At 38.6% G+C, this 19,414-nt stretch carries 22 protein-coding genes; 14 read left to right on the top strand and 8 right to left on the bottom strand.

The window, feature by feature from the left end; translation table 11 throughout:
* Positions 1-28 precede the first annotated feature (28 nt).
* Both J2Z32_RS03255 and rpoD read left to right on the top strand, forming a co-directional pair.
* Complete coding sequence (locus J2Z32_RS03255; protein WP_210087723.1) at positions 29-184, top strand: hypothetical protein; 156 nt, start codon at positions 29-31, stop codon at positions 182-184.
* 261 nt (positions 185-445) lie between these two features.
* The gene (rpoD, locus tag J2Z32_RS03250; RefSeq protein WP_210087722.1) at positions 446-1,339 is read left to right on the top strand and encodes an RNA polymerase sigma factor RpoD; all 894 of its coding nucleotides are present in this window, start codon (positions 446-448) and stop codon (positions 1,337-1,339) included.
* Between the two features lie 80 nt (positions 1,340-1,419).
* On the opposite strand, the gene J2Z32_RS03245 is transcribed toward rpoD, so the two are convergent.
* Positions 1,420-2,508 carry a hypothetical protein gene (locus J2Z32_RS03245; RefSeq protein WP_210087721.1) on the bottom strand — a complete coding sequence of 363 codons (1,089 nt, stop codon included), beginning with the start codon at positions 2,506-2,508 and terminating at the stop codon, positions 1,420-1,422.
* A gap of 83 nt (positions 2,509-2,591) precedes the next feature.
* Between J2Z32_RS03245 and J2Z32_RS03240 the strand changes: the two genes are divergently transcribed.
* On the top strand, positions 2,592-3,818 hold the full coding sequence (locus tag J2Z32_RS03240; RefSeq protein ID WP_210087720.1) for a voltage-gated chloride channel family protein: 1,227 nt from the start codon (positions 2,592-2,594) through the stop codon (positions 3,816-3,818).
* Between the two features lie 108 nt (positions 3,819-3,926).
* On the opposite strand, the gene J2Z32_RS03235 is transcribed toward J2Z32_RS03240, so the two are convergent.
* The gene (locus tag J2Z32_RS03235) at positions 3,927-4,337 is read right to left on the bottom strand and encodes a DUF4183 domain-containing protein (protein ID WP_210087719.1); all 411 of its coding nucleotides are present in this window, start codon (positions 4,335-4,337) and stop codon (positions 3,927-3,929) included.
* An 831-nt stretch (positions 4,338-5,168) separates the two neighbouring features.
* On the opposite strand from J2Z32_RS03235, the gene J2Z32_RS22485 reads away from it, so the two are divergent.
* Positions 5,169-6,371: an NTTRR-F1 domain gene (locus J2Z32_RS22485; protein ID WP_342453908.1), complete on the top strand. Its 1,203-nt coding sequence runs from the start codon at positions 5,169-5,171 to the stop codon at positions 6,369-6,371.
* 103 nt (positions 6,372-6,474) lie between these two features.
* Positions 6,475-7,353 (top strand): radical SAM/SPASM domain-containing protein, encoded by an 879-nt coding sequence (locus J2Z32_RS03225; protein WP_210087717.1) that lies wholly within the window; start codon positions 6,475-6,477, stop codon positions 7,351-7,353.
* An 86-nt stretch (positions 7,354-7,439) separates the two neighbouring features.
* Here J2Z32_RS03225 and J2Z32_RS03220 read toward each other — a convergent pair whose 3' ends face one another.
* The 4 genes from J2Z32_RS03220 to J2Z32_RS03205 all read right to left on the bottom strand — a co-directional run bounded on the left by J2Z32_RS03220 (position 7,440) and on the right by J2Z32_RS03205 (position 10,522).
* The gene (locus J2Z32_RS03220; RefSeq protein WP_210087895.1) at positions 7,440-8,270 is read right to left on the bottom strand and encodes a 1,4-dihydroxy-6-naphtoate synthase; all 831 of its coding nucleotides are present in this window, start codon (positions 8,268-8,270) and stop codon (positions 7,440-7,442) included.
* Positions 8,270-8,932, bottom strand: coding sequence for a futalosine hydrolase (locus tag J2Z32_RS03215; RefSeq protein WP_210087716.1), 663 nt, complete (start codon positions 8,930-8,932; stop codon positions 8,270-8,272). Before J2Z32_RS03215 ends, J2Z32_RS03220 begins: the two co-directional genes overlap by 1 nt.
* Before the next feature lie 241 nt (positions 8,933-9,173).
* A complete protein-coding gene (locus J2Z32_RS03210; protein ID WP_210087715.1) occupies positions 9,174-9,365 on the bottom strand; it encodes a hypothetical protein in 192 nt (63 codons plus the stop codon).
* Complete coding sequence (locus J2Z32_RS03205; protein ID WP_210087714.1) at positions 9,362-10,522, bottom strand: DUF4062 domain-containing protein; 1,161 nt, start codon at positions 10,520-10,522, stop codon at positions 9,362-9,364. Before J2Z32_RS03205 ends, J2Z32_RS03210 begins: the two co-directional genes overlap by 4 nt.
* A gap of 159 nt (positions 10,523-10,681) precedes the next feature.
* On the opposite strand from J2Z32_RS03205, the gene J2Z32_RS03200 reads away from it, so the two are divergent.
* Positions 10,682-11,284 (top strand): nitroreductase family protein, encoded by a 603-nt coding sequence (locus tag J2Z32_RS03200; RefSeq protein ID WP_210087713.1) that lies wholly within the window; start codon positions 10,682-10,684, stop codon positions 11,282-11,284.
* 160 nt (positions 11,285-11,444) lie between these two features.
* Positions 11,445-12,116 carry a phosphatase PAP2 family protein gene (locus J2Z32_RS03195; protein WP_245251142.1) on the top strand — a complete coding sequence of 224 codons (672 nt, stop codon included), beginning with the start codon at positions 11,445-11,447 and terminating at the stop codon, positions 12,114-12,116.
* Between the two features lie 99 nt (positions 12,117-12,215).
* Here the strand turns inward: J2Z32_RS03195 and J2Z32_RS03190 are convergent, their stop codons facing one another.
* Complete coding sequence (locus tag J2Z32_RS03190; RefSeq protein WP_210087712.1) at positions 12,216-12,383, bottom strand: hypothetical protein; 168 nt, start codon at positions 12,381-12,383, stop codon at positions 12,216-12,218.
* 159 nt (positions 12,384-12,542) lie between these two features.
* Here J2Z32_RS03190 and J2Z32_RS03185 point away from each other — a divergent pair, with 159 nt between their 5' ends.
* From J2Z32_RS03185 to J2Z32_RS03155, 7 genes are all read left to right on the top strand, one after another.
* A complete protein-coding gene (locus J2Z32_RS03185) occupies positions 12,543-12,827 on the top strand; it encodes a DUF6509 family protein (RefSeq protein WP_210087711.1) in 285 nt (94 codons plus the stop codon).
* A gap of 48 nt (positions 12,828-12,875) precedes the next feature.
* Entirely contained in the window at positions 12,876-13,400 is a 525-nt protein-coding gene (locus J2Z32_RS03180) for a hypothetical protein (protein WP_210087710.1), read from the top strand.
* Positions 13,401-13,777: 377 nt separating this feature from the next.
* Positions 13,778-14,137 (top strand): class Ib ribonucleoside-diphosphate reductase assembly flavoprotein NrdI, encoded by a 360-nt coding sequence (gene nrdI, locus J2Z32_RS03175; protein ID WP_210087709.1) that lies wholly within the window; start codon positions 13,778-13,780, stop codon positions 14,135-14,137.
* A complete protein-coding gene (nrdE, locus tag J2Z32_RS03170; RefSeq protein ID WP_210087708.1) occupies positions 14,124-16,208 on the top strand; it encodes a class 1b ribonucleoside-diphosphate reductase subunit alpha in 2,085 nt (694 codons plus the stop codon). The genes nrdI and nrdE overlap by 14 nt, the downstream gene beginning before the upstream one ends.
* A 33-nt stretch (positions 16,209-16,241) precedes the next feature.
* Positions 16,242-17,210, top strand: coding sequence for a class 1b ribonucleoside-diphosphate reductase subunit beta (gene nrdF, locus J2Z32_RS03165; protein WP_210087707.1), 969 nt, complete (start codon positions 16,242-16,244; stop codon positions 17,208-17,210).
* A gap of 352 nt (positions 17,211-17,562) precedes the next feature.
* Positions 17,563-17,730 (top strand): hypothetical protein, encoded by a 168-nt coding sequence (locus J2Z32_RS03160; RefSeq protein WP_210087706.1) that lies wholly within the window; start codon positions 17,563-17,565, stop codon positions 17,728-17,730.
* 154 nt (positions 17,731-17,884) lie between these two features.
* Positions 17,885-18,940, top strand: coding sequence for an MBL fold metallo-hydrolase (locus tag J2Z32_RS03155; RefSeq protein ID WP_210087705.1), 1,056 nt, complete (start codon positions 17,885-17,887; stop codon positions 18,938-18,940).
* Between the two features lie 42 nt (positions 18,941-18,982).
* Here J2Z32_RS03155 and J2Z32_RS03150 read toward each other — a convergent pair whose 3' ends face one another.
* On the bottom strand, positions 18,983-19,318 hold the full coding sequence (locus tag J2Z32_RS03150) for a helix-turn-helix domain-containing protein (protein ID WP_210087704.1): 336 nt from the start codon (positions 19,316-19,318) through the stop codon (positions 18,983-18,985).
* Positions 19,319-19,414: the final 96 nt, after the last annotated feature.

Raw genomic sequence — 19,414 nt, 5'->3', positions numbered from 1 at the left:
TTAATTACATAGCAAAAGGGGAATGTATATGAAGATTATCATTACACAACTGGAAGCTGTGGAAAAAGGAATTTGGGCTGATATTATGCTGATGTTTGGGATTACTGAGGATGATGAGGTTTGGGAAAAGGAGCAATTTATTTTAACTGAGGAGCAGGCAAAAAATCTTGGGATTATATCCTAGTATGATGAATAAGTCAATTCCTAAAAGTAAACATTATAAAAAGAGCCAAAAAACGAACAAAATCTATCTATATTGACTTTATTCCAACAAAAAAACCACTTGTATAAAACAAGTGGTTGTGTTAAAATGACGGATAGTCGATATCAATTAAATTGCATTAAATAATATAGTGCCATAATAGCATAATTATAATTTTTTGTCAAATGTTTATACAGTTCTTATAGATGTAGCAGTAATGATTTTAGGGCGGGGGTTTTTTCCATGACAGAGGAATTGAAACGTGATGAAGTAACTTATACAGATGATCTATCTTTGCCACCAGGCATAAAAATTGATGATCCTGTTCGTATGTATTTAAAAGAAATCGGAAGAGTACCGCTCTTATCTGGTGAGGAAGAAATTGAACTTGCTCGTCGTATCGAACAAGGTGATGAAGAAGCGAAACGTAGGTTAGCTGAAGCGAATCTTCGTCTAGTTGTAAGTATTGCTCGCCGTTATGTTGGACGCGGTATGGTCTTTTTGGACTTGATTCAAGAAGGTAATATGGGCTTAATTAAAGCAGTGGAAAAATTCGACTACTCTAAAGGTTTTAAGTTTAGTACGTATGCAACTTGGTGGATTCGCCAAGCCATTACGCGTGCAATTGCTGACCAAGCGAGAACGATTCGTATTCCTGTGCATATGGTGGAGACGATTAACAAGCTGATTCGAGTGTCCAGACAACTTTTGCAAGAAATCGGGCGTGAACCTACTCCTGAGGAAATTGCAAAGGAAATGGAATTAACACCAGATAAAGTGCGCGAGATTATGAAAATTGCTCAAGAGCCAGTTTCATTGGAGACTCCGATTGGGGAAGAAAATGATTCTAATTTAGGTGATTTTATTGAAGATCACGAGGCCCAAGCTCCAGCAGAAGCAGCGGCATACGAATTGCTAAAAGAACAGTTAGAAGAAGTATTAGATACATTAACTGAACGTGAAGAAAATGTATTGCGTTTAAGATTTGGCATTGACGATGGTCGGACAAGAACGCTTGAGGAAGTTGGGAAAGAATTTGGTGTAACGAGAGAACGTATTCGTCAAATTGAAGCCAAAGCTTTGAGAAAGCTTAGACATCCAAGCCGTAGTAAACGATTAAAGGACTTCATGGAATAAAAATATATGATTTTAAGCCAAACCTATACAAATTAGGTTTGGCTTTTCTAATTGTTTCTAATTGAATTGCTTAAATAATATTACTTCGTTTTACAACATTTTTTTGGAGTTAATACCTTGATTTTTCGTAATATATGTTTAGGTAATGGAGCGGTGTGCAAGTACCGGGACTTTACTTTGTGACGACGGTGGCATTTTTTAGGTGAGCCATTTGCAACAGAGGTGTTAAAAACCTGCATAAACCATTCAACAGGATAGGAAATGGACATCTTTCCGTCTGCTGAGCCTGCAAAGTTCACCGCTGCTGCACGGTTTCCTTTACGAGTTAGCCATACGGAACCAGAATCGCCAGCTAAGGAAACAGGTCTTTTACCTCGAACTACACTTTGATTTTTGAATAAAATAGTTCCTAAATTACCATAAGGGCCATAGTTTACTTGGATGTCTGTATGTGTAGAATCTACAATCCCATGAACAAGACCTGTTGTTCTACCTACTTTTTTAAAGCGATCTCCAACTTTATATGAGCGAACATGGCCATTTACTTTACCAAATACAGCATAAGCAGGTTTTACAAGGCGTGGACTAAATGGTTTAGAGGTTGCCCCATCAATATAGTTAATCCCTCTTTTTTTTAATCTAACGAAACGATTCATACAACCAATAGCATCTTTTTTAGGAATCCCTAAATCAGCGGCACCGGGTTGGAGCGTTAAGGATGGCTTTCTTGTATTTTCATTTACTAAAACATGATTATTACTTAAAATGTATTTGGAGCCTTTCTTATTATTACAAGAAACAATAAGGCCAGCAGTACCAGATCCGTCTTTTGTTCCAACGCTATAACCCGCAATAAGTGGGCGGATTTTTGACCTGTACTGGTAATCAAGTGGCGAATTATGCTTAACAAACTTACTACATTTTACAATACGAATAGGGACACCACTTTTTCGAGCCAACATTTCTAATGATGGTGTATTTATTTTTTTGGATTTTTTCTTATTCGTTTTTGTTGCTAATACAGATGTGCTATAGATGATGACAGCTGCACCTTGCTCTGGTGAACCTGGTTTTTTTAAGCCAACGCCTACACCTTGCACATCAGGTCGGTTTAATATATGTTTAGCAATTCTGCTTTTTAACTGGTACGCTTGACGGAAATTAGCCAATCCAATCACCTTTTTCTATAAATTTGATATTATTCTATGCAGGAGGCGGGCAGGTTGCGTGCCTATTTATGGAGATGATCTTAATGAATAACTATCGCTTTTCTTTTAATTTTTTTGTTAAATTTCTGTGGCTTAGTGGCATAGTTGGCTTGTTGGTTGGGAGTGCATGTGCTGGTTTCTTAGTTAGCTTAGCGAAAGTGACAGCTTGGCAGATGGCAATGCCTTGGTTATTATTTCTATTGCCAATTGGCGGTGTGCTTGTTGGTTATGTATACAATGTATATGGCGGTAATAGCGGCAAAGGAAACAATCTTATTATAGAGAGCATTAGCGATGGACAGGAAGTTGTTCCTTTACGTATGAGCTTTTTAATTTGGTTTGCAACTTTAGTCACTCATTTATTTGGAGGTTCTGCGGGAAGAGAAGGCACTGCTGTTCAGATTGGTGGGAGTATTGCAGAAAGAATAGGCAAAACATTTAAAGTAAACAAACACGATCGTCGTATTTTATTAATGTGTGGCATTAGTGCTGGTTTTGGTGCTGTATTTGGGACGCCACTGGCGGGAACTATATTTGCATTAGAGATATCTATGATTGGTATAATCACTTATCAGGCTTTATTTCCTTGTCTTATTGCTAGTCTAACCGGTCATCTTACAGTGATTTACTTGTGGGGGGTTGGGCATATGCATTATAGTTTAGGCCTAATTCCTCCAATATCAGTGTTAGTATTAGTGAAGGTTGTAGCAGCAGCAATTATATTTGGGTTTGTTGCGATGATGTTTAGTAGACTATTACATAAAATAAAGCAGTTATTTGCTTCATTTTTTCAGCATTATATGTGGAGAAGTCTCGTTGGTGGTGTTATAATCATTGCTTTAGTTAGTATCATTGGGAGTCGAAGTTATTTAGGTCTTAGTTTGCCACTATTAAGTGATGCTTTTGAAAGTGAAATTAATCCCTTTTCATTTGTTTGGAAATTTTTATTTACTGTAATTACGCTTGGAAGTGGATTTCAAGGTGGGGAAGTGACACCTTTGTTTGTTATAGGGGCAACACTTGGCCATACATTATCAATATTGCTACAAATTTCAGCGCCATTTTTAGCGGGACTTGGTTTTGTTGCTGTGTTTGGTGCAGCCGCAAATACTCCTTTGGCTTGTATATTTATGGGCGTTGAATTGTTTGGCGGGGATGCTGTTTTATATATTTTTATTGCTTGTGTAGTGAGTTATTTGTTTTCTGGACATCAAGGTATTTATTCTGCTCAACAAATAGGTATATATAAGCATGGAGTGAAAAGATTATAAAGGAATGAAAAGATTATAAATGAGAAGTCTCCAAGAAGGAAAAATCTTGGAGACTTTTTTGTTATACTGCTCATTATTAAGCTTGATCATCTTTACATTTATGGAACCTTAGCTAATCGTAATTGTTGGCGTAGAAATTACTGGTGGTGTAGATAATGTTGAGCCGGAGTTTTGGAAGTTAGTAACTATGAGTAAAATAGGTACGCCTTCGCCAATTGTAGTATCATCTAAAACGAGATTTTCTGCTGTAAGTGTGGATAATGAAGCTTGTTGCGGTATACCGTTAACGTATACAGTAAAATAATCTTCAGCAGTAATGGTTGGAAGTGTAGTAACAGCTGTACCTGCATCATCTACAAAGCTTGCAGCAGGAATAGTAGTATCAGTTGCACCAATCATTGCAGGAGTAATAAAAGCTAGCAATCTCGAAACAACAGGGGTAACTGTAGTAGTTACAACACCTCCGGTAGCAACAGGTTGTGTTGCAATTGCAGTGTAAACCGGTTTAACAACAGCCATAGATAACCCAACTCCTTTAATAGTTTGAACCCAACTAGATATGACTAAATTGGAATTCTATTACGAACATAGACTATGATTTATTAGCATGTTCACTATAGTTAATGCTCTTTCAAACTATTTGGAAACGGCATTTTCATTAATCTTTGTCTAACTATATCAAATATGGTTTATAACTCATTATGAGCAAAGTAATAAAAAGAACCTCCAATACCTTCTTTCGACAAAAGATTTTGTTAGACCTTGTACTCATTAGCTAAGAGATGCACTTTGTATAAAGTTATGAATGATGAAGTTAAACATGTACCATACATACAATTTCTATGTGTATATGAAATTATGTTTAGCAATTTGGGCTCAACACAAAAATCAGTTCTTGACAACCAATGAAGTAAGAGGCTGCGTAGCAGGAAGTGGCTTCAACCGCTGTTAAGGCCCCATTTTCTTTATAATATGTGTTGAGTGGATGAAATTGTGTCCTTAAAGGCGGGCGCGTTCGCTTCTCCACCATCTCCCTGCTTCTTCGCTACGTTAGCTTTTTTGTCAAGAACCGATTTTAAGATTGAGCCACAATTTGAATGAAAAATTTTTGCCCGTAGTATTTTTAGGCTCAAATTATTTAAATCTGAATAAACTATAAAAGCTAGCCATTTAATATCAGTATGTTAACACTCAAAAGATAAATTTTTAGTATATTCCTCTCAATTTAAACGTCTTTGGTTTAGCGATTAGCATATATAGAAGCAAAGAGAGGTGAATTATGTGGTAACTCAATTATCAAATAGAATATTGAATCCTAATTTTGATTCAGGTTTCACATCATGGTACTCTGTGAATGCAACTTTAAATCCAGTGAAAAAGACGGGTATTCAAAGCGCAGAGCTTCTAGGTGGGTCACCAGCAACATCGTTGCAGCAAATAGTAGGAGTTACACCAGGAGAAGGTTTATTTTTATCTGTTTCCTTAACCAAAAATCAAGCAATAAGTGTAAGCCCAGTAGTCGTGATTACAGTGAGCTATTTTAATTCTCAAGTGACATACTTGGGTAGTGGTTTAAGTTTAGTTATCCCATCAGGTATATTTGTTAATTCACAATGGCAAACCTTTGAAGCAGTAACCTCCGTTGTACCAGTTGGAGCCAGCTTGGCACAGCTATCTTTTAGTTTGTCTCCACCAAGCTCCTCAGTAGGCGGTATTTTAATTGATAATGTAATTTTAATGTCAGCAGATTCAACAGCAGGAGTCACTGGAGCGACGGGTGCAACAGGACCGCGGGGAGCGACGGGTGCAACGGGCGCACAGGGAGTGACGGGCGCACAGGGAGTGACGGGTGCAACGGGCTTACAGGGAGCGACGGGTGCAACGGGCTTACAGGGAGCGACGGGTGCAACGGGCCTGCAGGGAGCGACGGGTGCAACGGGCCTGCAGGGAGCGACGGGTGCAACGGGCCCGCAGGGAGCGACGGGTGCAACGGGCCTGCAGGGAGCGACGGGTGCAACGGGCGCACAGGGAGTGACGGGTGCAACGGGCCCGCAGGGAGCGACAGGTGCAACGGGCCCGCAGGGAGCGACGGGTGCAACGGGCGCGCAGGGAGCGACGGGTGCAACGGGCTCACAGGGAGTGACGGGTGCAACGGGCCCGCAGGGAGCGACAGGTGCAACGGGCGCACAGGGAGCGACGGGTGCAACGGGCGCACAGGGAGCGACGGGTGCAACGGGACCAACAGGTTCGGTTGGAAATGTTACTCTTTTATCCACCGCAAGAAGATATTTTTATTTTCCGGATACGCCATTGCAAGGTATAACGAACCTGCAAAGTTCGCAATTTACTAATGATTCAGGGCAACCTACTGTAATCTTTGAAGGACTAGATCAAAGTCATTTTATTAATGTATATATTAATGGGTTGATGCAGGAAGGACAATTATCTACAATTATTCCTACTAACTTAACTTTATTTCTAGAGGATGATGATATTATTGCTATCGGAACTCCGATTACTGTTGAAATTGTAGCTTTCCAAATTCAAATCTAGTCATGCGTTGAATCTATATGAAACAAATGATACACTTTTGTTGATATTCATCACATCATAAAAAAATATTAAACATAAACCGCACACATAGGATAGGAGAATTATGAAAAAGAAATTCAAAAAATTTTATATCGAAACTACAAGTATTTGTAACTTGGCTTGTAGTTTTTGCCCTCCAACAGAACGAAAATCACAATTTATTCAGCTCGATGAATTTGTTCATATATTAGATCAAGTGAAGCCATTCACTGATTATATTAATTTACACGTTAAAGGTGAGCCGTTGCTACACCCAAAAATCGATCAGTTACTAGATGTTAGCCACGATAAAGGCTTTAAGGTGAACATAACAACCAATGGAACTTTAATAGAAAAAAACCGAAATAAGCTTTTGGGAAAACCTGCATTAAGACAAATCAATTTTTCATTGCATAGTTTTGATGGACACGAAGGATCACAGGATCGTGAAGGTTATTTACGTCATATTTTATCCTTTGTGAAGGAGGCAGTTGCCACTAGCGATCTGATCGTGTCCTTCCGTCTATGGAATTTACAAAGAGATAATCAAAGTAATTTGGCACGGAGCCGAAATCGAGCAACATTATCTATCATTGAGCAGGAGTTTGGTCTTGATTACTATATCGAGGAGCAGGTCATTCCAGGAAACGGCTTGAAAATCGCAGATCGGATTTATTTAAATCAAGATATTGAATTTGATTGGCCAAGTCTAAGTGCACCTGAAGATGAAGGGAAAGGCTTTTGTCATGCTTTACGTAATCAAGCGGGGATTTTAGTAGATGGGACTGTCATTCCTTGCTGTCTGGATGGTGAAGGTGTGCTTGGATTGGGGAATGTACATAAGCAGCCCTTTGCAGAAATCATTGAAGGTGAACGTGCGTCTCGTATTTATGATGGTTTTTCTCGTCGTGAAGCGGTGGAGGAGTTATGTCGTAAATGTGGTTATCGCAAACGATTTGGTTAACCATCAATAGATGTTGAGGCCGATAGTAAACCAATTAAGCGCCTGACAGCTAGTTAATTGCAAATCAGGCGCTTATTAGTGTTGCCTTAAAGCTTGCTAAGGTCTATTTCAGGAAGTAAACCCTCCTGAGCAGCCCTACCTAATAATGCTTTAATTGCTCCGTAGCCTTCCTCACCAAGGTCATAGCTAAATTGATTCACATAAAGCTCAATATGAGCTCTAGTAACTTCATGAGACATTTCCTGCGCATGAGACATAATGTAATCTTCTGACGCTTCAGGAAACTTCCACGCGTAATCGAGAGATTGTCTTATCCAATTATTAATTTCTACTGTGTTCATCCCACGTTTGGCTACGATCGCTCCAAGTGGGATGGGTAATCCAGTATCTTCTTCCCACCAGCTACCAAGATCACTTAACATATTTAGATTGTATGAGGGATAAGTAAATCTTGCTTCATGAATGACAAGTCCTGCATCAACCTCACCACGCTGAACGGCAGGCATAATTTTTTCAAATGGCATGACGATAATTTTTCCAATCCCATGTGGAACATACTTTGCAGCCCACAACCTAAACAATAAGTAAGCAGTAGAGCGTTCGCTTGGTACAGCTACCGTTCGGCCTGACAAATATTGTGGTGTGCATTGCTCTGCTGTAAGCACAAGTGGGCCACAACCTCTACCCAATGCGCCTCCACAGGGGAGCAACGTATATTTATCAAGCACCCAAGGTAATGCCGCATATGAAATTTTCATAATATCAGGGCTCGATTCATTTGGATTGGTAGCAATATTGTTAGTAATATCCACATCCGCATACATCACATTGAGCTTTGGTGCATCTTGAATGAGACCATGTACCCAAGCATGAAAAATGAATGTATCGTTAGGACAGGGGGAAAATGCAATATTAATCATTGTAATAGTACCTCCGGTAAAATTGAGCATATTTGCTTTAATGTACGTAGTGCAGTTGGGATGTCCCACTTATCACGTTGACGAGGACCTACCATATTAGAAATGGAACGTAATTCAATCACTGGAATGCCTGCATTATGAGCAGCATAAGCAACACCAAAGCCTTCCATTGCCTCTGCATAAACGTTAGGATAACGGTTTGCTAATTGTTGTGCAGTGGCTAATGTACCTGTTGCTGTAGAAAGTGTAATAATATCTCCGATATGTACACGTGTTTCTAGCGATGATGAAGCAGATAAGGCATTATATATACGTGTAGCTAAACCTTCAGGAGTAGAAATACAGTTGGTACCAAAGCCTAGCTTGTCTAATGAAAGAAAACCATCCTCACTTTGGGCACCTAAATCCCCGCTAATAATTGTATTTGCTATGACTAAGTCTCCTATGTGAGCTTTGGAGTTAAAACCTCCTCCGATGCCTGCGCTTATAACAAGATCGTAACGCTGCTTCGTTAGTTGGATTGCAGTATTGGTTGCAGCCGCAATAGGTCCTACCCCTGCGAGTTGAACGTCAATTTGCACCCTTGGATTGGCGACGTCTAGCAACATTTCACGCTCAGCTTCAACTGCCACCATAATGAGTACGCGATGGAATGGCATAACAATGAGTCAACTCCTTTTGTGCTTTAAACATATCATCCTTATCTATTATAAAGTTCATAGGTGATAAAACCAAGTTTTACTCTTTTAAGACAAAGGAACATCCATTTGATCCAAATTAGGTCAAAAAAGCCGACCCTTACATTACATAAAGGTCGGCTCAACAACAAATTCAATTGTAATTAGAATATTATATACCCAAAGTGAAATTGATTAATTAATGACATTAATTAAATTAAAGTTATGCTCTTTTATTAGCCTGAGCAAATCGGTCCTTGATCTGTTTATTAGCCTGCTTCATTGCTATACGTTGATCGCGAACAATTTGGGAGGAATTTTTTTGGGTGGGCGCGAAAAGTAATGCATCTTTTGGTTGAGAACCTTTTGCTCTAGACACTATTCCATTTATAGATACGAAAACGCCAGCACTCATGATGTAACCCCTCCTAGAAAAAGTTTAATGAATTGTATTACTAGTGGATTTTTACTAAGTATAGCATGATTTGCGTATTCTTTGTAGTGGATAAACATCACATAATCCCAAGCTGGATTACATGGAAAATGTAATGTTAATACATATTTACCCATTCTGATGCAATAATAAAACATCGCTTTTGATTCTTTATAAAAAATTTGTTCTTCTTGATCACCCATGTTATAGGTTAGGACAGCATATGAGCTTTGATTATCTAACTCGTAGATGTCAGGACCTTTAGCATCTCCAGCAGCGGCGACGAGTACAAGCTTCGAAAGTTCATCCTCAAAGCGATACAAGGTAGCCCCGCTACAGTTTTCATAATAGCCTACTTTTTCAGACATATATGGGCCGTAGTTTTGCTCAATCACTCCACCCTGTAGGCGAGAGACCAATGACTCTAAAAAACGATTTGCATTTTTCAAGCTACTAATTTGGATTTCAGGGATAAGTCCGCTTAGAATATCAAAAGCCTCATCAAATTGCTCAAGTCGTGTCGTATTATCCTCAATAAATGGTTCTAGTGGTAAGAGAAGTGAACCTCTTCTTAATAAATCGCTAAAATATGCTCCCCAATCAATTGGAACACCTAAGCTAAGATCATCGATGTATACCTTTCGCATCAGCATATCGTAAAGAAAATACCATACATAAGCATCAACATGAGAAGGTACTTCGGCAGTGGCACTTAATTTGTTCATTATATGCAGAGGGCTTGGGAATCTTTCTTGCTTTGCAATCGATTGCTCTACAAATTGTTCAATAATGGGTTTAACTTGACCAAAAAATAGTGACTTTAATTCTACATCACCAAATACCAAAATCGTTTTACCTTGCTCATGAGCTTTAATAAACTCCATATGGGTCACTGTTCTTTGGGCAATGGGATCATAGGTTCCTGCTTTATTTCCTAAAAACAATAAATAAATGTCGCATTGTTCAACTGCCTCAAGGCATTGTGTAATTGGGTCACTGTGAGCCGGCCATGGCCCCAGATTTTCCTCCCACATCAGTGGTTCATGTCCTAATGCTGTCAGCTGTCTAAATGCGTTTCTCCGAAGAGACTTTAAGCCATCCTGATTAACAGAGCTAATAAATATTTTTGTTCTTGGCACTGTATTTAAACACTCCCAAAACAATTTAATATTTCCATTATAACCCATTAGGCTTAGTATTTCATCTTTTAAGAAAAATTAATAAATGTGTATGAAATGAGCTAGATGGTAACAATCAATTAGTAGTGCCAAAAAATATTTGAATAGGAGTTAACTAATATGAGTGAGTTTTTAAAAGCAGTGAAGGAAAGACGCAGTATTTATGGATTAAGCAAGGAAGCTGTTATTCCTGACGAACGTGTAGAAGAGCTTGTAGGTGAAGCGGTTTTACATTCTCCAACATCATTTAACTCCCAAAGCTCGCGTGTCGTTATTTTGTTTGGTGCCCAGCATGATAAGTTTTGGAATGTGATTGTAAAGGAAGCGCTAAGGAAGGTGGTGCCTGAAGCAAACTTTACGCCAACCGAAGAAAAACTAGCTTCTTTCCAAAGTGGACGGGGGACAGTACTGTTTTTTGAGGATCAGGATGTAATTAAAAGTCTTCAAGAGCAGTTCGCGTTATATGCTGATAATTTTCCGATTTGGTCTGATCAGGCATCGGGCATACTTCAATATGTAGTATGGACAGCATTGTCAGATGAAGGTGTAGGAGCGTCATTACAACATTACAATCCACTTATTGATGAAGCGGTGGCAAATGAATTTAACATTCCTGCTTCTTGGAAATTAAGAGCGCAGATGCCTTTTGGTAAACCAACTGCTGCACCAGGGGAAAAAGAGTACAAGCCGTTAGCTGAGCGGGTGAAGGTTTTTAAATCATAATCGTAGGTGAAAGGGGATGCTTCTAATAGAGGTGTCCCTTTCCTATGTCGCACCAAATTGTAAAAAGTTGAGATGTGTGTAAAATGCGTGTAACATGGAACAATAAAATTGTTAGGATGGATATACACCTAGATAGAGGATAGGATGAGGAGAAAGTAAGATGAAAAAAGAAAAGAAAATGCATATTTCAGCGATTTGGACCATGGTAGCGATTGGCTGTATTTTTATTTTTAGTGCAATTGCAATAAATATACATAGTTCATGGATAAGTTCATTTGATAATATTGTAATCAGTAAGATTCAAGGCATGGAATCACCACCGCTTACCCAGGTGATGTTGTTTTTCACTTGGCTTGGGAGTACCCCTCAGGTGCTCGTCATTTCAGTCATAACGATGCTCTTTTTATTTTTTGGACTCAAACATCGTAAGGAATTATGGTTATTTCTAATTTCAGGTTCAGGTTCAGTGCTCCTCAATGTTTTGCTAAAATTAAAATTTTCGCGCCAGCGTCCAACGCTACACAGACTAATAGAAGAGACGGGGTATAGCTTTCCTAGTGGGCATTCTATGGCTGCCTTCACTTTATATTTTACAATTGCCTTTTTGATATGGAAGCATATGCCTAATACGTTTTCAAGGGTACTCACCATTCTAGTCAGCGCCTTCTTAATCGTAATTATTGGTGTAAGTCGGATCTATTTAGGAGTCCATTTCCCAAGTGATGTCGTTGGTGGTTATTTTATTAGTGGATGCTGGTCAGCAGTATGTATTATGACTTACCAATATTTACTAGAATACAAGTGGAACCCAAAGCCTCAAAATGCGATGTAGATTTAAAACACCGCCTAATGCATGAAGTTGATTTAATTCATTGCATTGGCGGCGTTTTAACCTATTTTACGACAATATATTTAGGCAAAGCTTGACTTACTAATTTTTAGTGTTATGGTCTGGGTCAATATACCCGGTGGGTTTAGCTACCCATTCGTCTGCTTCGGGTTCAATATCGACTCCTTGCTTCATTTTCTTTTTTTCTGCTAACGAATCACCTGCGTCGTCTCGTTTGTTTCGAAGCTTATCTTCTGAGCTGTATTTCATCTCTGTCATCTCCTTGACTGTATTAGTAGGTCTTAGGGATACTCCCTTTTTGTAGGGTTGCCTAATTTATTGATTCTATAACTACATCATTTTTAGTGAATTTTATTTTGTATGGTATAGTAGGAATGTTAAAACTTGAACTTGGAGAGGATATTTTATATGTTAACGATTACTGAATACAGTGTTGAATTAGTTAAGGACCCTTTTGGCATATTGACAGGGGAAAGATATGAGTTTTTGCTGGACATTGCTGTTGATGAGGAGGACGAGCTTTACTCTGAGCAAGGGGTTTATATTCGTGCGATCTATGGCATTACCCCAGAGCAGGAGGGGATTATTAAGTATGAGCTATATGAACGGAATAGCCGTAAATATCTTGATTTTGAGCTTGAGGATGATGAGCTTGCAGAACTTGAAGTATTTTGTAAAAATCATTTAACCTAACGTAATTAAAGTTAAAAAGTAGAAAGCTAGTAAGGAAGGAGCCTGAGGATGGCAAGAGAGCAAACGATGATTCCTTTTGGAGCTACACCAGCTACGCCTGACAGGAAGGGAACTGTGATCTATTACGATGACTTTCAGGACACAAGTGATGAACAACTTAGTGTGGCACTTAACTATGTTAGGGAGCACAAGTTTAAAAAATTGATCCTTTACCCCTTACATGAGGAAACAGTAAGAAGAATGGATAGTAATAAAAGGGTGGATCGCTTCTATAAAAGAGAGCAAAGGCTACAGGATTGGATACAGCAATTACCAGATACATATGATCTAGGCATTGAGCTGTGGGAAGAAAAACGTAAAAAGTATACGCCAATGGAAGCGGCATTTAGGCATATAACGACAAAATATGCTGCACCTTATTTTATTTATATGTCACCTTACTATAGCCAGCTGTTTGCGTCCTATCCTTCCTTTGAGGAATGGATCACCAAGGTACGATTGATTGTGTCTGAACCGATGTCCTCTATACCTTCAAACTTACAAAAATACGAAAAAAGATGGGATACAATTTAAATTTAATATATTTTACGACATAACTCGTTTTGATATGCTATAATAAAATTCGCTTGCTTATTTTGAGTAAGTGTAAGACCCACTTCTATAATTTTAAGCAGCCGGTTTCGGCTGTTTTTTCTCTGCTTTTCCTTCTTCGGTTAAATCATTTCTAAAATAAAAATTTTAAAAACTTTTAGAAGCTTTTAAAATCAATATGTCTCGGGATTTTCAGCACTATTTTTTCTCCTTTCTAGGCTTTTGATAGATTGACAAACACTACATCTTGGTTTAGATTATTAAATGCAATACAATATATAGCGTTATAGCTATTGTTACATACAAATAAATTAAAGCTTAAAACGTATATATATTTTGATAGAAAAGGAGCTAGAGCCATGCTGATTGCGTACGATTCCAAGACGGGAAATGTAAAGAGATTCATCAATAAATTGAGCCTTCCAGCGATTCAAATTGATGAGCAGATGAAGGTGGATGAGCCTTTTGTGCTTGTAACTTATACAACGGGATTTGGGGAGGTTCCTCCACGCGTTCGGGCGTTTTTGGAGCGTAATTATCAGCAAATGCTTGGAGTTGCTGCAAGCGGAAACCGAAATTGGGGCAATAAATTTGGTAGAAGTGCAGATTTAATTGCGGAACGTTATCATGTGCCGATTATTAGCAAATTTGAGATGGCAGGAACTAAAAATGATGCCCTATTATTTGAGAGAGAGGTGAGCCGGGTTGCAACATATTGAACTAAATAACCTAATTATGCAACGGAACTCGGCAGGCTTTTTCCAATTAGAGAAAGATGCCGAAGCTGTAGAAGCGTTTATGAACGAGGTTGAGCAAAAAAGCGTGAAGTTTGATAGTATCGCTTCACAAATTAAATATATGATTGACAATGATTATTACGAAAACTTGTATGAAAGTTATACGTCAGAGCAAGTAACAGAAATCTACCAACTAACAAGGGATTATAACTTTAAGTTCCAATCTTATATGGCAGCATCGAAGTTTTATACTGACTATGCGCTTAAAACAAACGATCGCGCCAAATACTTAGAGCATTATTCTGATCGTGTCGCAACTGTAGCGCTACATTTAGGTAGAGGGAACTATGAGACGGCTAAAATGCTTGCGGTATCGATGATGGAGCAACGCTTACAGCCCGCTACACCTACCTTTTTAAATGCAGGTAAAAGTAGACGTGGTGAAATGGTATCTTGCTTCCTGCTTGAAATGGACGACTCTTTAAATTCGATTAACTATGTTATTAGTACATGCCTTCAGTTATCCAAAATTGGCGGTGGTGTGGCAGTGAACCTATCCAAGCTACGTGGACGTGGTGAAAGCATTAAAGGTGTAGAGGATGCAGCCAAAGGGATTATGCCAGTACTTAAGTTGCTTGAGGATTCCTTCTCCTATGCGGATCAAATGGGCCAACGTAAAGGTTCAGGTGCAGGTTACTACAACATTTTTGGTTGGGATGTACTGGAGCTACTTGATAGTAAAAAAATTAATGCCGATGAAAAGACACGCCTCAAGACGTTGTCAATCGGCTTAATTGTGCCAAACCGCTTTTATAAATTAGCTGAAGACAATGAACTGTTACATGTATTTGCGCCTTATAGTGTGTTTAAGGCTTATGGTACACATTTGGATGATATGGATTTGGATGAAATGTATGATGTGTTATTAGCTGATCCTCGTGTTCGCAAAAAGCCAATTATGAGCGCACGTGATATGTTGACGAAAATTGCAACGATCCAGCTAGAGTCTGGTTATCCATACATTATGAACAAAAGTAATGCGAATTCCGCTCATGCTTTAAAGGATATCGGTCCAATTAAAATGTCTAATTTATGTACCGAAATTTTCCAGCTACAAGAAACGTCTGACATTACGAACTACGATCAAGAGGATATTATCCGTAGAGATATTTGCTGTAACTTAGCGTCTCTTAATATCGTAAATGTAATGGAAATGAAAAAAATTCGGGAATCTGTGCATGAAGGTATCGTTGGTTTAACCTCTGTAAGTGATATGACCAATATTGCAAATGCTCCAGGGGTAGCAAAGGCAAATCGTGAAATGCATTCCGTAGGTCTCGGTGCGATGAACCTCCATGGATATCTTGCTAAAAATAAAATTGCTTTTGAAAGTGATGAAGCAAAGGAATTTGCGCGTACTTTCTTTATGATGATGAATTTTTACTCCATTGAAAAAAGTATGGAAATTGCACGTGATCATAAGATTACGTTTGAAGGCTTTGAACAGTCTGAATATAGCAAAGGCACTTATTTTGATCGTTATTTGTCAGAGGATTTCTCACCTGTAAGTGCAAAGGTACAATCCTTGTTTGAGGGTATGGACATTCCAGGGCCAGCAGAGTGGGCAGAGCTTAAGGCAAAAGTGCAGGAGCATGGTCTTTATCATGCGTATCGATTGGCGATTGCACCAACACAAAGTATTTCGTATGTACAAAATGCGACATCTAGTGTAATGCCGATTGTAGAGCAAATTGAGACTCGTACGTATGCGAATTCAACCACTTATTATCCAATGCCATATATGAATCAAGAAAACTTTTTCTACTATAAATCTGCTTATCAAATGAATCAGTTCAAGGTGCTTGATCTGATCGCTGAGATTCAACAGCATATTGACCAAGGTGTATCTACAGTTCTGCATGTCAATAGTGATGTTACAACAAGAGAACTAGCACGTTACTATGTGTATGCTGCACGTAAAGGCTTGAAATCACTTTATTATACACGTACCAATCGTCTGACGGTGGAAGAGTGCATTAGCTGTTCAGTGTAATGTGAAGGTAGGTTGAGGAAGGGGCAAGTAAAAATGACTAACAGCATCCAAGCCGTTAACTGGAATCGGCCCGATGATGATTTTACTAATATGTTTTGGTATCAAAATATTCAGCAATTCTGGACAGATGATGAAATTCCGTTGTCTGACGATAAAATGTCATGGATTACGTTAAGTGATGCAGAACGTGACACCTACATGAAGGTGTTAGGTGGACTGACTTTGCTTGATACCGTCCAAGGTGGCGTAGGGATGCCTAAAATACTGGAGCATGTGGATGGCTTACAGCGTAAAGCGGTGCTTGGCTTTATGGCAATGATGGAGCAAATTCATGCGAAGTCTTATAGTAGTATTTTTACGACGCTTGCAACGACAGAAGAAATTGATGCTGTATTTGCATGGGTAGAAAGACATCCTAATTTGCAATACAAGGCACAAGAAATATCTAAATATTATAATCAAATTGAGACAGACAAGGATTTATTCCTAGCGATGGCATCTTCAGTGCTACTAGAAACCTATTTGTTCTATAGTGGTTTCTTTTATCCATTGTACTTAGCTGGACAAGGTAAAATGACATGTAGTGGGGAAATTATTGACTTGATTCTTCGTGATGAAAGTATTCACGGTGTCTACGTAGGTTTGCTTGCGCAAGAAATCTATAACCAATTTGATCCACAAGAGCAAGAAGAGCTGTATGCTACGTTTAAGCAATTGTTTGATACGTTGTATGCCAACGAAGAAGCCTACACAGAGGAATTGTATACACCAATTGGGCTTACAGATGAAGTAAAGGCTTTCCTTCGTTACAATGCGAATAAGGCGTTTATGAACCTTGGTTTTGAGCCACCGTTTGATGAGCCAGAGGTTAACCCAATCGTGTTTAATGGCATCAATACGCGCACAAAACAACATGACTTTTTCTCCAAAAAAGGAAATGGTTACGTACGTGCGATGCATGTTGAGCAATTGACGGATGATGATTTTAAGTTTGATTTTTAAGTAAGTTTGCGCTACTGAAGCTTCGTTACGTTTTGAAGGATGCCTCCAGCGCTCTTAAATCCGGATTCCTAAACTGTAATTTTGAGGATGGAATCCGGATTTTAAATGCGCACGCTTTGCTTGTCAACATTCCTTCAAAACTCCACTCAGCTTGCAGTATTGCAAACTTTAGGGATTGTAATAGAGCCTACTATCTTAAATTTGGATAGTAGGCGTTTTTGTTAGAAACGAAAATTTTTCATAAATTTTTGTGCAAATGTTTAGAATTTGTCTAGAAATTGTTCAGAATGATCTGATATAAAACTCCATAACTAATAAAAATATAGCTGATGTTGTTATGGAGGAGAAGAAAATGGGACGCCAACGTATTTATCCTATGAGGAAATGTATAGCAGAAGGTTGTGAAAATAAGCATTATGCTAAAGGTTTTTGTAGGAAACATTATGGAACAGAGTGGCGTAAAGCTAAATCTTTCAAAAAAATAGAGAGTGCAAGCGCTATGAAAATAGAAAAGATCTGATAAATAAAATTAATTAACAAGCAGAAATTTATATAAGGAAACTAGGAGAATGAGAGAACAGGAATAAATTTATAGATAATTTGGGAAACTAGACCATCAGCAGTTTGCGATTACGTTGTATAACATTGTGCTAGATGGGAGTGTTTAGGATCAAATGTGGTTTCAAGATTATTTATGTGCACTTGGGGGGAAATTATCTCATAGTGATTTAAACCAATATCAAGCATCCCCTCGTCTACAAAACGATGCTTTTGTAAATGCACAGCCCTACAAAAAAGAAATTACGGTAAGTGGAGCTATAAGCACTTGCTATGACATTGCTCGTCCTATACCTCAGCTGCGTCCACAGCAAGCCTTACCCGTTCATTTAAGTACAGCACCAGAGTATAATCAACAACAGGATTACGTTGTCTGGTATGGTCATTCTACTGTCCTGCTTCAAATTGATGAGAAACGGATATTAATCGATCCAATCTTTAGTGATGCACCTGCACCGTTACCGTGGATTGGGACAAAGCGGTACAATCAAGGCTTTATATTGCAAATAACTCAGTTACCTCCAATAGATGTTGTATTGGTGTCACATGATCATTATGATCATTTAGATTATCCAACGATTATGGGGATACAGCACAAGGTAGGCAAATTTGTTGTACCACTTGGTGTAGGCTGTCATTTGCAAAAGTGGGGGATTTCCTCAGGAAAAATTAAAGAGCTGGATTGGTGGCAAACTGAGATGCTGGAGCACATCCCCTTAATTGCTACACCAGCTAGGCATACCTCTGGAAGAAAAATTGGAATGAAAAATAAGACGTTATGGAGCTCGTGGGTTGTACAAGGTAAAAATCATAATATTTTCTTTAGTGGGGATAGTGGATATAGTGCGACGCAATTCCAAAAAATTGGTGAAAAGTATGGTCACTTTGACTTAACACTTATTCAATGTGGTCAATATGATCGTAGATGGAAGGATTTGCATATGTTCCCTGAGCAAAGCCTTCAAGCACATCACGATCTACGAGGCAAAGTGATGTTGCCTATTCATTGGGGGGCTTACACCCTTGCATTTCATCCTTGGATGGAGCCAATTGAAAGGCTGCTGAAGGTAGCTAGGGATCAGCCTGAAGCACATATTGTTACACCGATGCTTGGGCAAATCGCTAATATTGATGGAATTGATAACTACAGTGTAGCATGGTGGAGACAATAAAAAGAAGCATTGGCTTAGTCGCCATGCTTCTTTTTATATTTCTCATTTTTTCTCTTTGAATTCAACAATTGATTTAATGATGTTCATAATCAAATTAATCTTTTCAGGAGAGCAGTTCTCTAATAAAAGAATAATTTCATTTCGCAAGTAATCGGAGGAATGGCTATTTGCTCCACTGAGGATATATTCAGGTGTTTCATCTAAGATGACGCACAATTGAGATAAACGATCCAAGTTAATGGGTGTTTTCCCTCTCTCAATTTTACTGATATATGCATTTGAGACATCCAGTTTTTCAGCTAATACCTCTTGTGTAATTCCCTGTTCTTCTCTTGCTTGTTTAATTCGTTTGCCGATTAGAGAATAATCAAAACTCATTTGCATCACCTACATAATTGTAGCAACCATTGGAATCGCTTAACATACTCATAAATTCAAGTTGAACTTATGAGTTAATAGTGATAAAATAATGAT

Origin of the sequence: Paenibacillus turicensis, assembly GCF_017873435.1 — a bacterium.
GTDB classification, from domain to species: Bacteria; Bacillota; Bacilli; order Paenibacillales; family Paenibacillaceae; genus Fontibacillus; species Fontibacillus turicensis.
Note: the sequence above shows the minus strand (reverse complement) of the source record. Positions and strands in the feature narration are given on the sequence as shown.

Excerpts from the sequence above, each read along its gene's own strand:
- J2Z32_RS03255 (WP_210087723.1), top strand. The coding sequence starts at position 29 with ATGAAGATTATCATTACACAACTGGAAGCTGTGGAAAAAGGAATTTGG.
- rpoD (WP_210087722.1), top strand. The coding sequence starts at position 446 with ATGACAGAGGAATTGAAACGTGATGAAGTAACTTATACAGATGATCTA.
- J2Z32_RS03240 (WP_210087720.1), top strand. The coding sequence starts at position 2,592 with ATGAATAACTATCGCTTTTCTTTTAATTTTTTTGTTAAATTTCTGTGG.
- J2Z32_RS03235 (WP_210087719.1), bottom strand. The coding sequence starts at position 4,337 with ATGGCTGTTGTTAAACCGGTTTACACTGCAATTGCAACACAACCTGTT.
- J2Z32_RS03225 (WP_210087717.1), top strand. The coding sequence starts at position 6,475 with ATGAAAAAGAAATTCAAAAAATTTTATATCGAAACTACAAGTATTTGT.
- J2Z32_RS03215 (WP_210087716.1), bottom strand. The coding sequence starts at position 8,932 with ATGCCATTCCATCGCGTACTCATTATGGTGGCAGTTGAAGCTGAGCGT.
- J2Z32_RS03210 (WP_210087715.1), bottom strand. The coding sequence starts at position 9,365 with ATGAGTGCTGGCGTTTTCGTATCTATAAATGGAATAGTGTCTAGAGCA.
- J2Z32_RS03200 (WP_210087713.1), top strand. The coding sequence starts at position 10,682 with ATGAGTGAGTTTTTAAAAGCAGTGAAGGAAAGACGCAGTATTTATGGA.
- J2Z32_RS03195 (WP_245251142.1), top strand. The coding sequence starts at position 11,445 with ATGAAAAAAGAAAAGAAAATGCATATTTCAGCGATTTGGACCATGGTA.
- J2Z32_RS03190 (WP_210087712.1), bottom strand. The coding sequence starts at position 12,383 with ATGAAATACAGCTCAGAAGATAAGCTTCGAAACAAACGAGACGACGCA.
- J2Z32_RS03185 (WP_210087711.1), top strand. The coding sequence starts at position 12,543 with ATGTTAACGATTACTGAATACAGTGTTGAATTAGTTAAGGACCCTTTT.
- J2Z32_RS03180 (WP_210087710.1), top strand. The coding sequence starts at position 12,876 with ATGGCAAGAGAGCAAACGATGATTCCTTTTGGAGCTACACCAGCTACG.
- nrdI (WP_210087709.1), top strand. The coding sequence starts at position 13,778 with ATGCTGATTGCGTACGATTCCAAGACGGGAAATGTAAAGAGATTCATC.
- nrdF (WP_210087707.1), top strand. The coding sequence starts at position 16,242 with ATGACTAACAGCATCCAAGCCGTTAACTGGAATCGGCCCGATGATGAT.
- J2Z32_RS03160 (WP_210087706.1), top strand. The coding sequence starts at position 17,563 with ATGGGACGCCAACGTATTTATCCTATGAGGAAATGTATAGCAGAAGGT.
- J2Z32_RS03155 (WP_210087705.1), top strand. The coding sequence starts at position 17,885 with ATGTGGTTTCAAGATTATTTATGTGCACTTGGGGGGAAATTATCTCAT.
- J2Z32_RS03150 (WP_210087704.1), bottom strand. The coding sequence starts at position 19,318 with ATGAGTTTTGATTATTCTCTAATCGGCAAACGAATTAAACAAGCAAGA.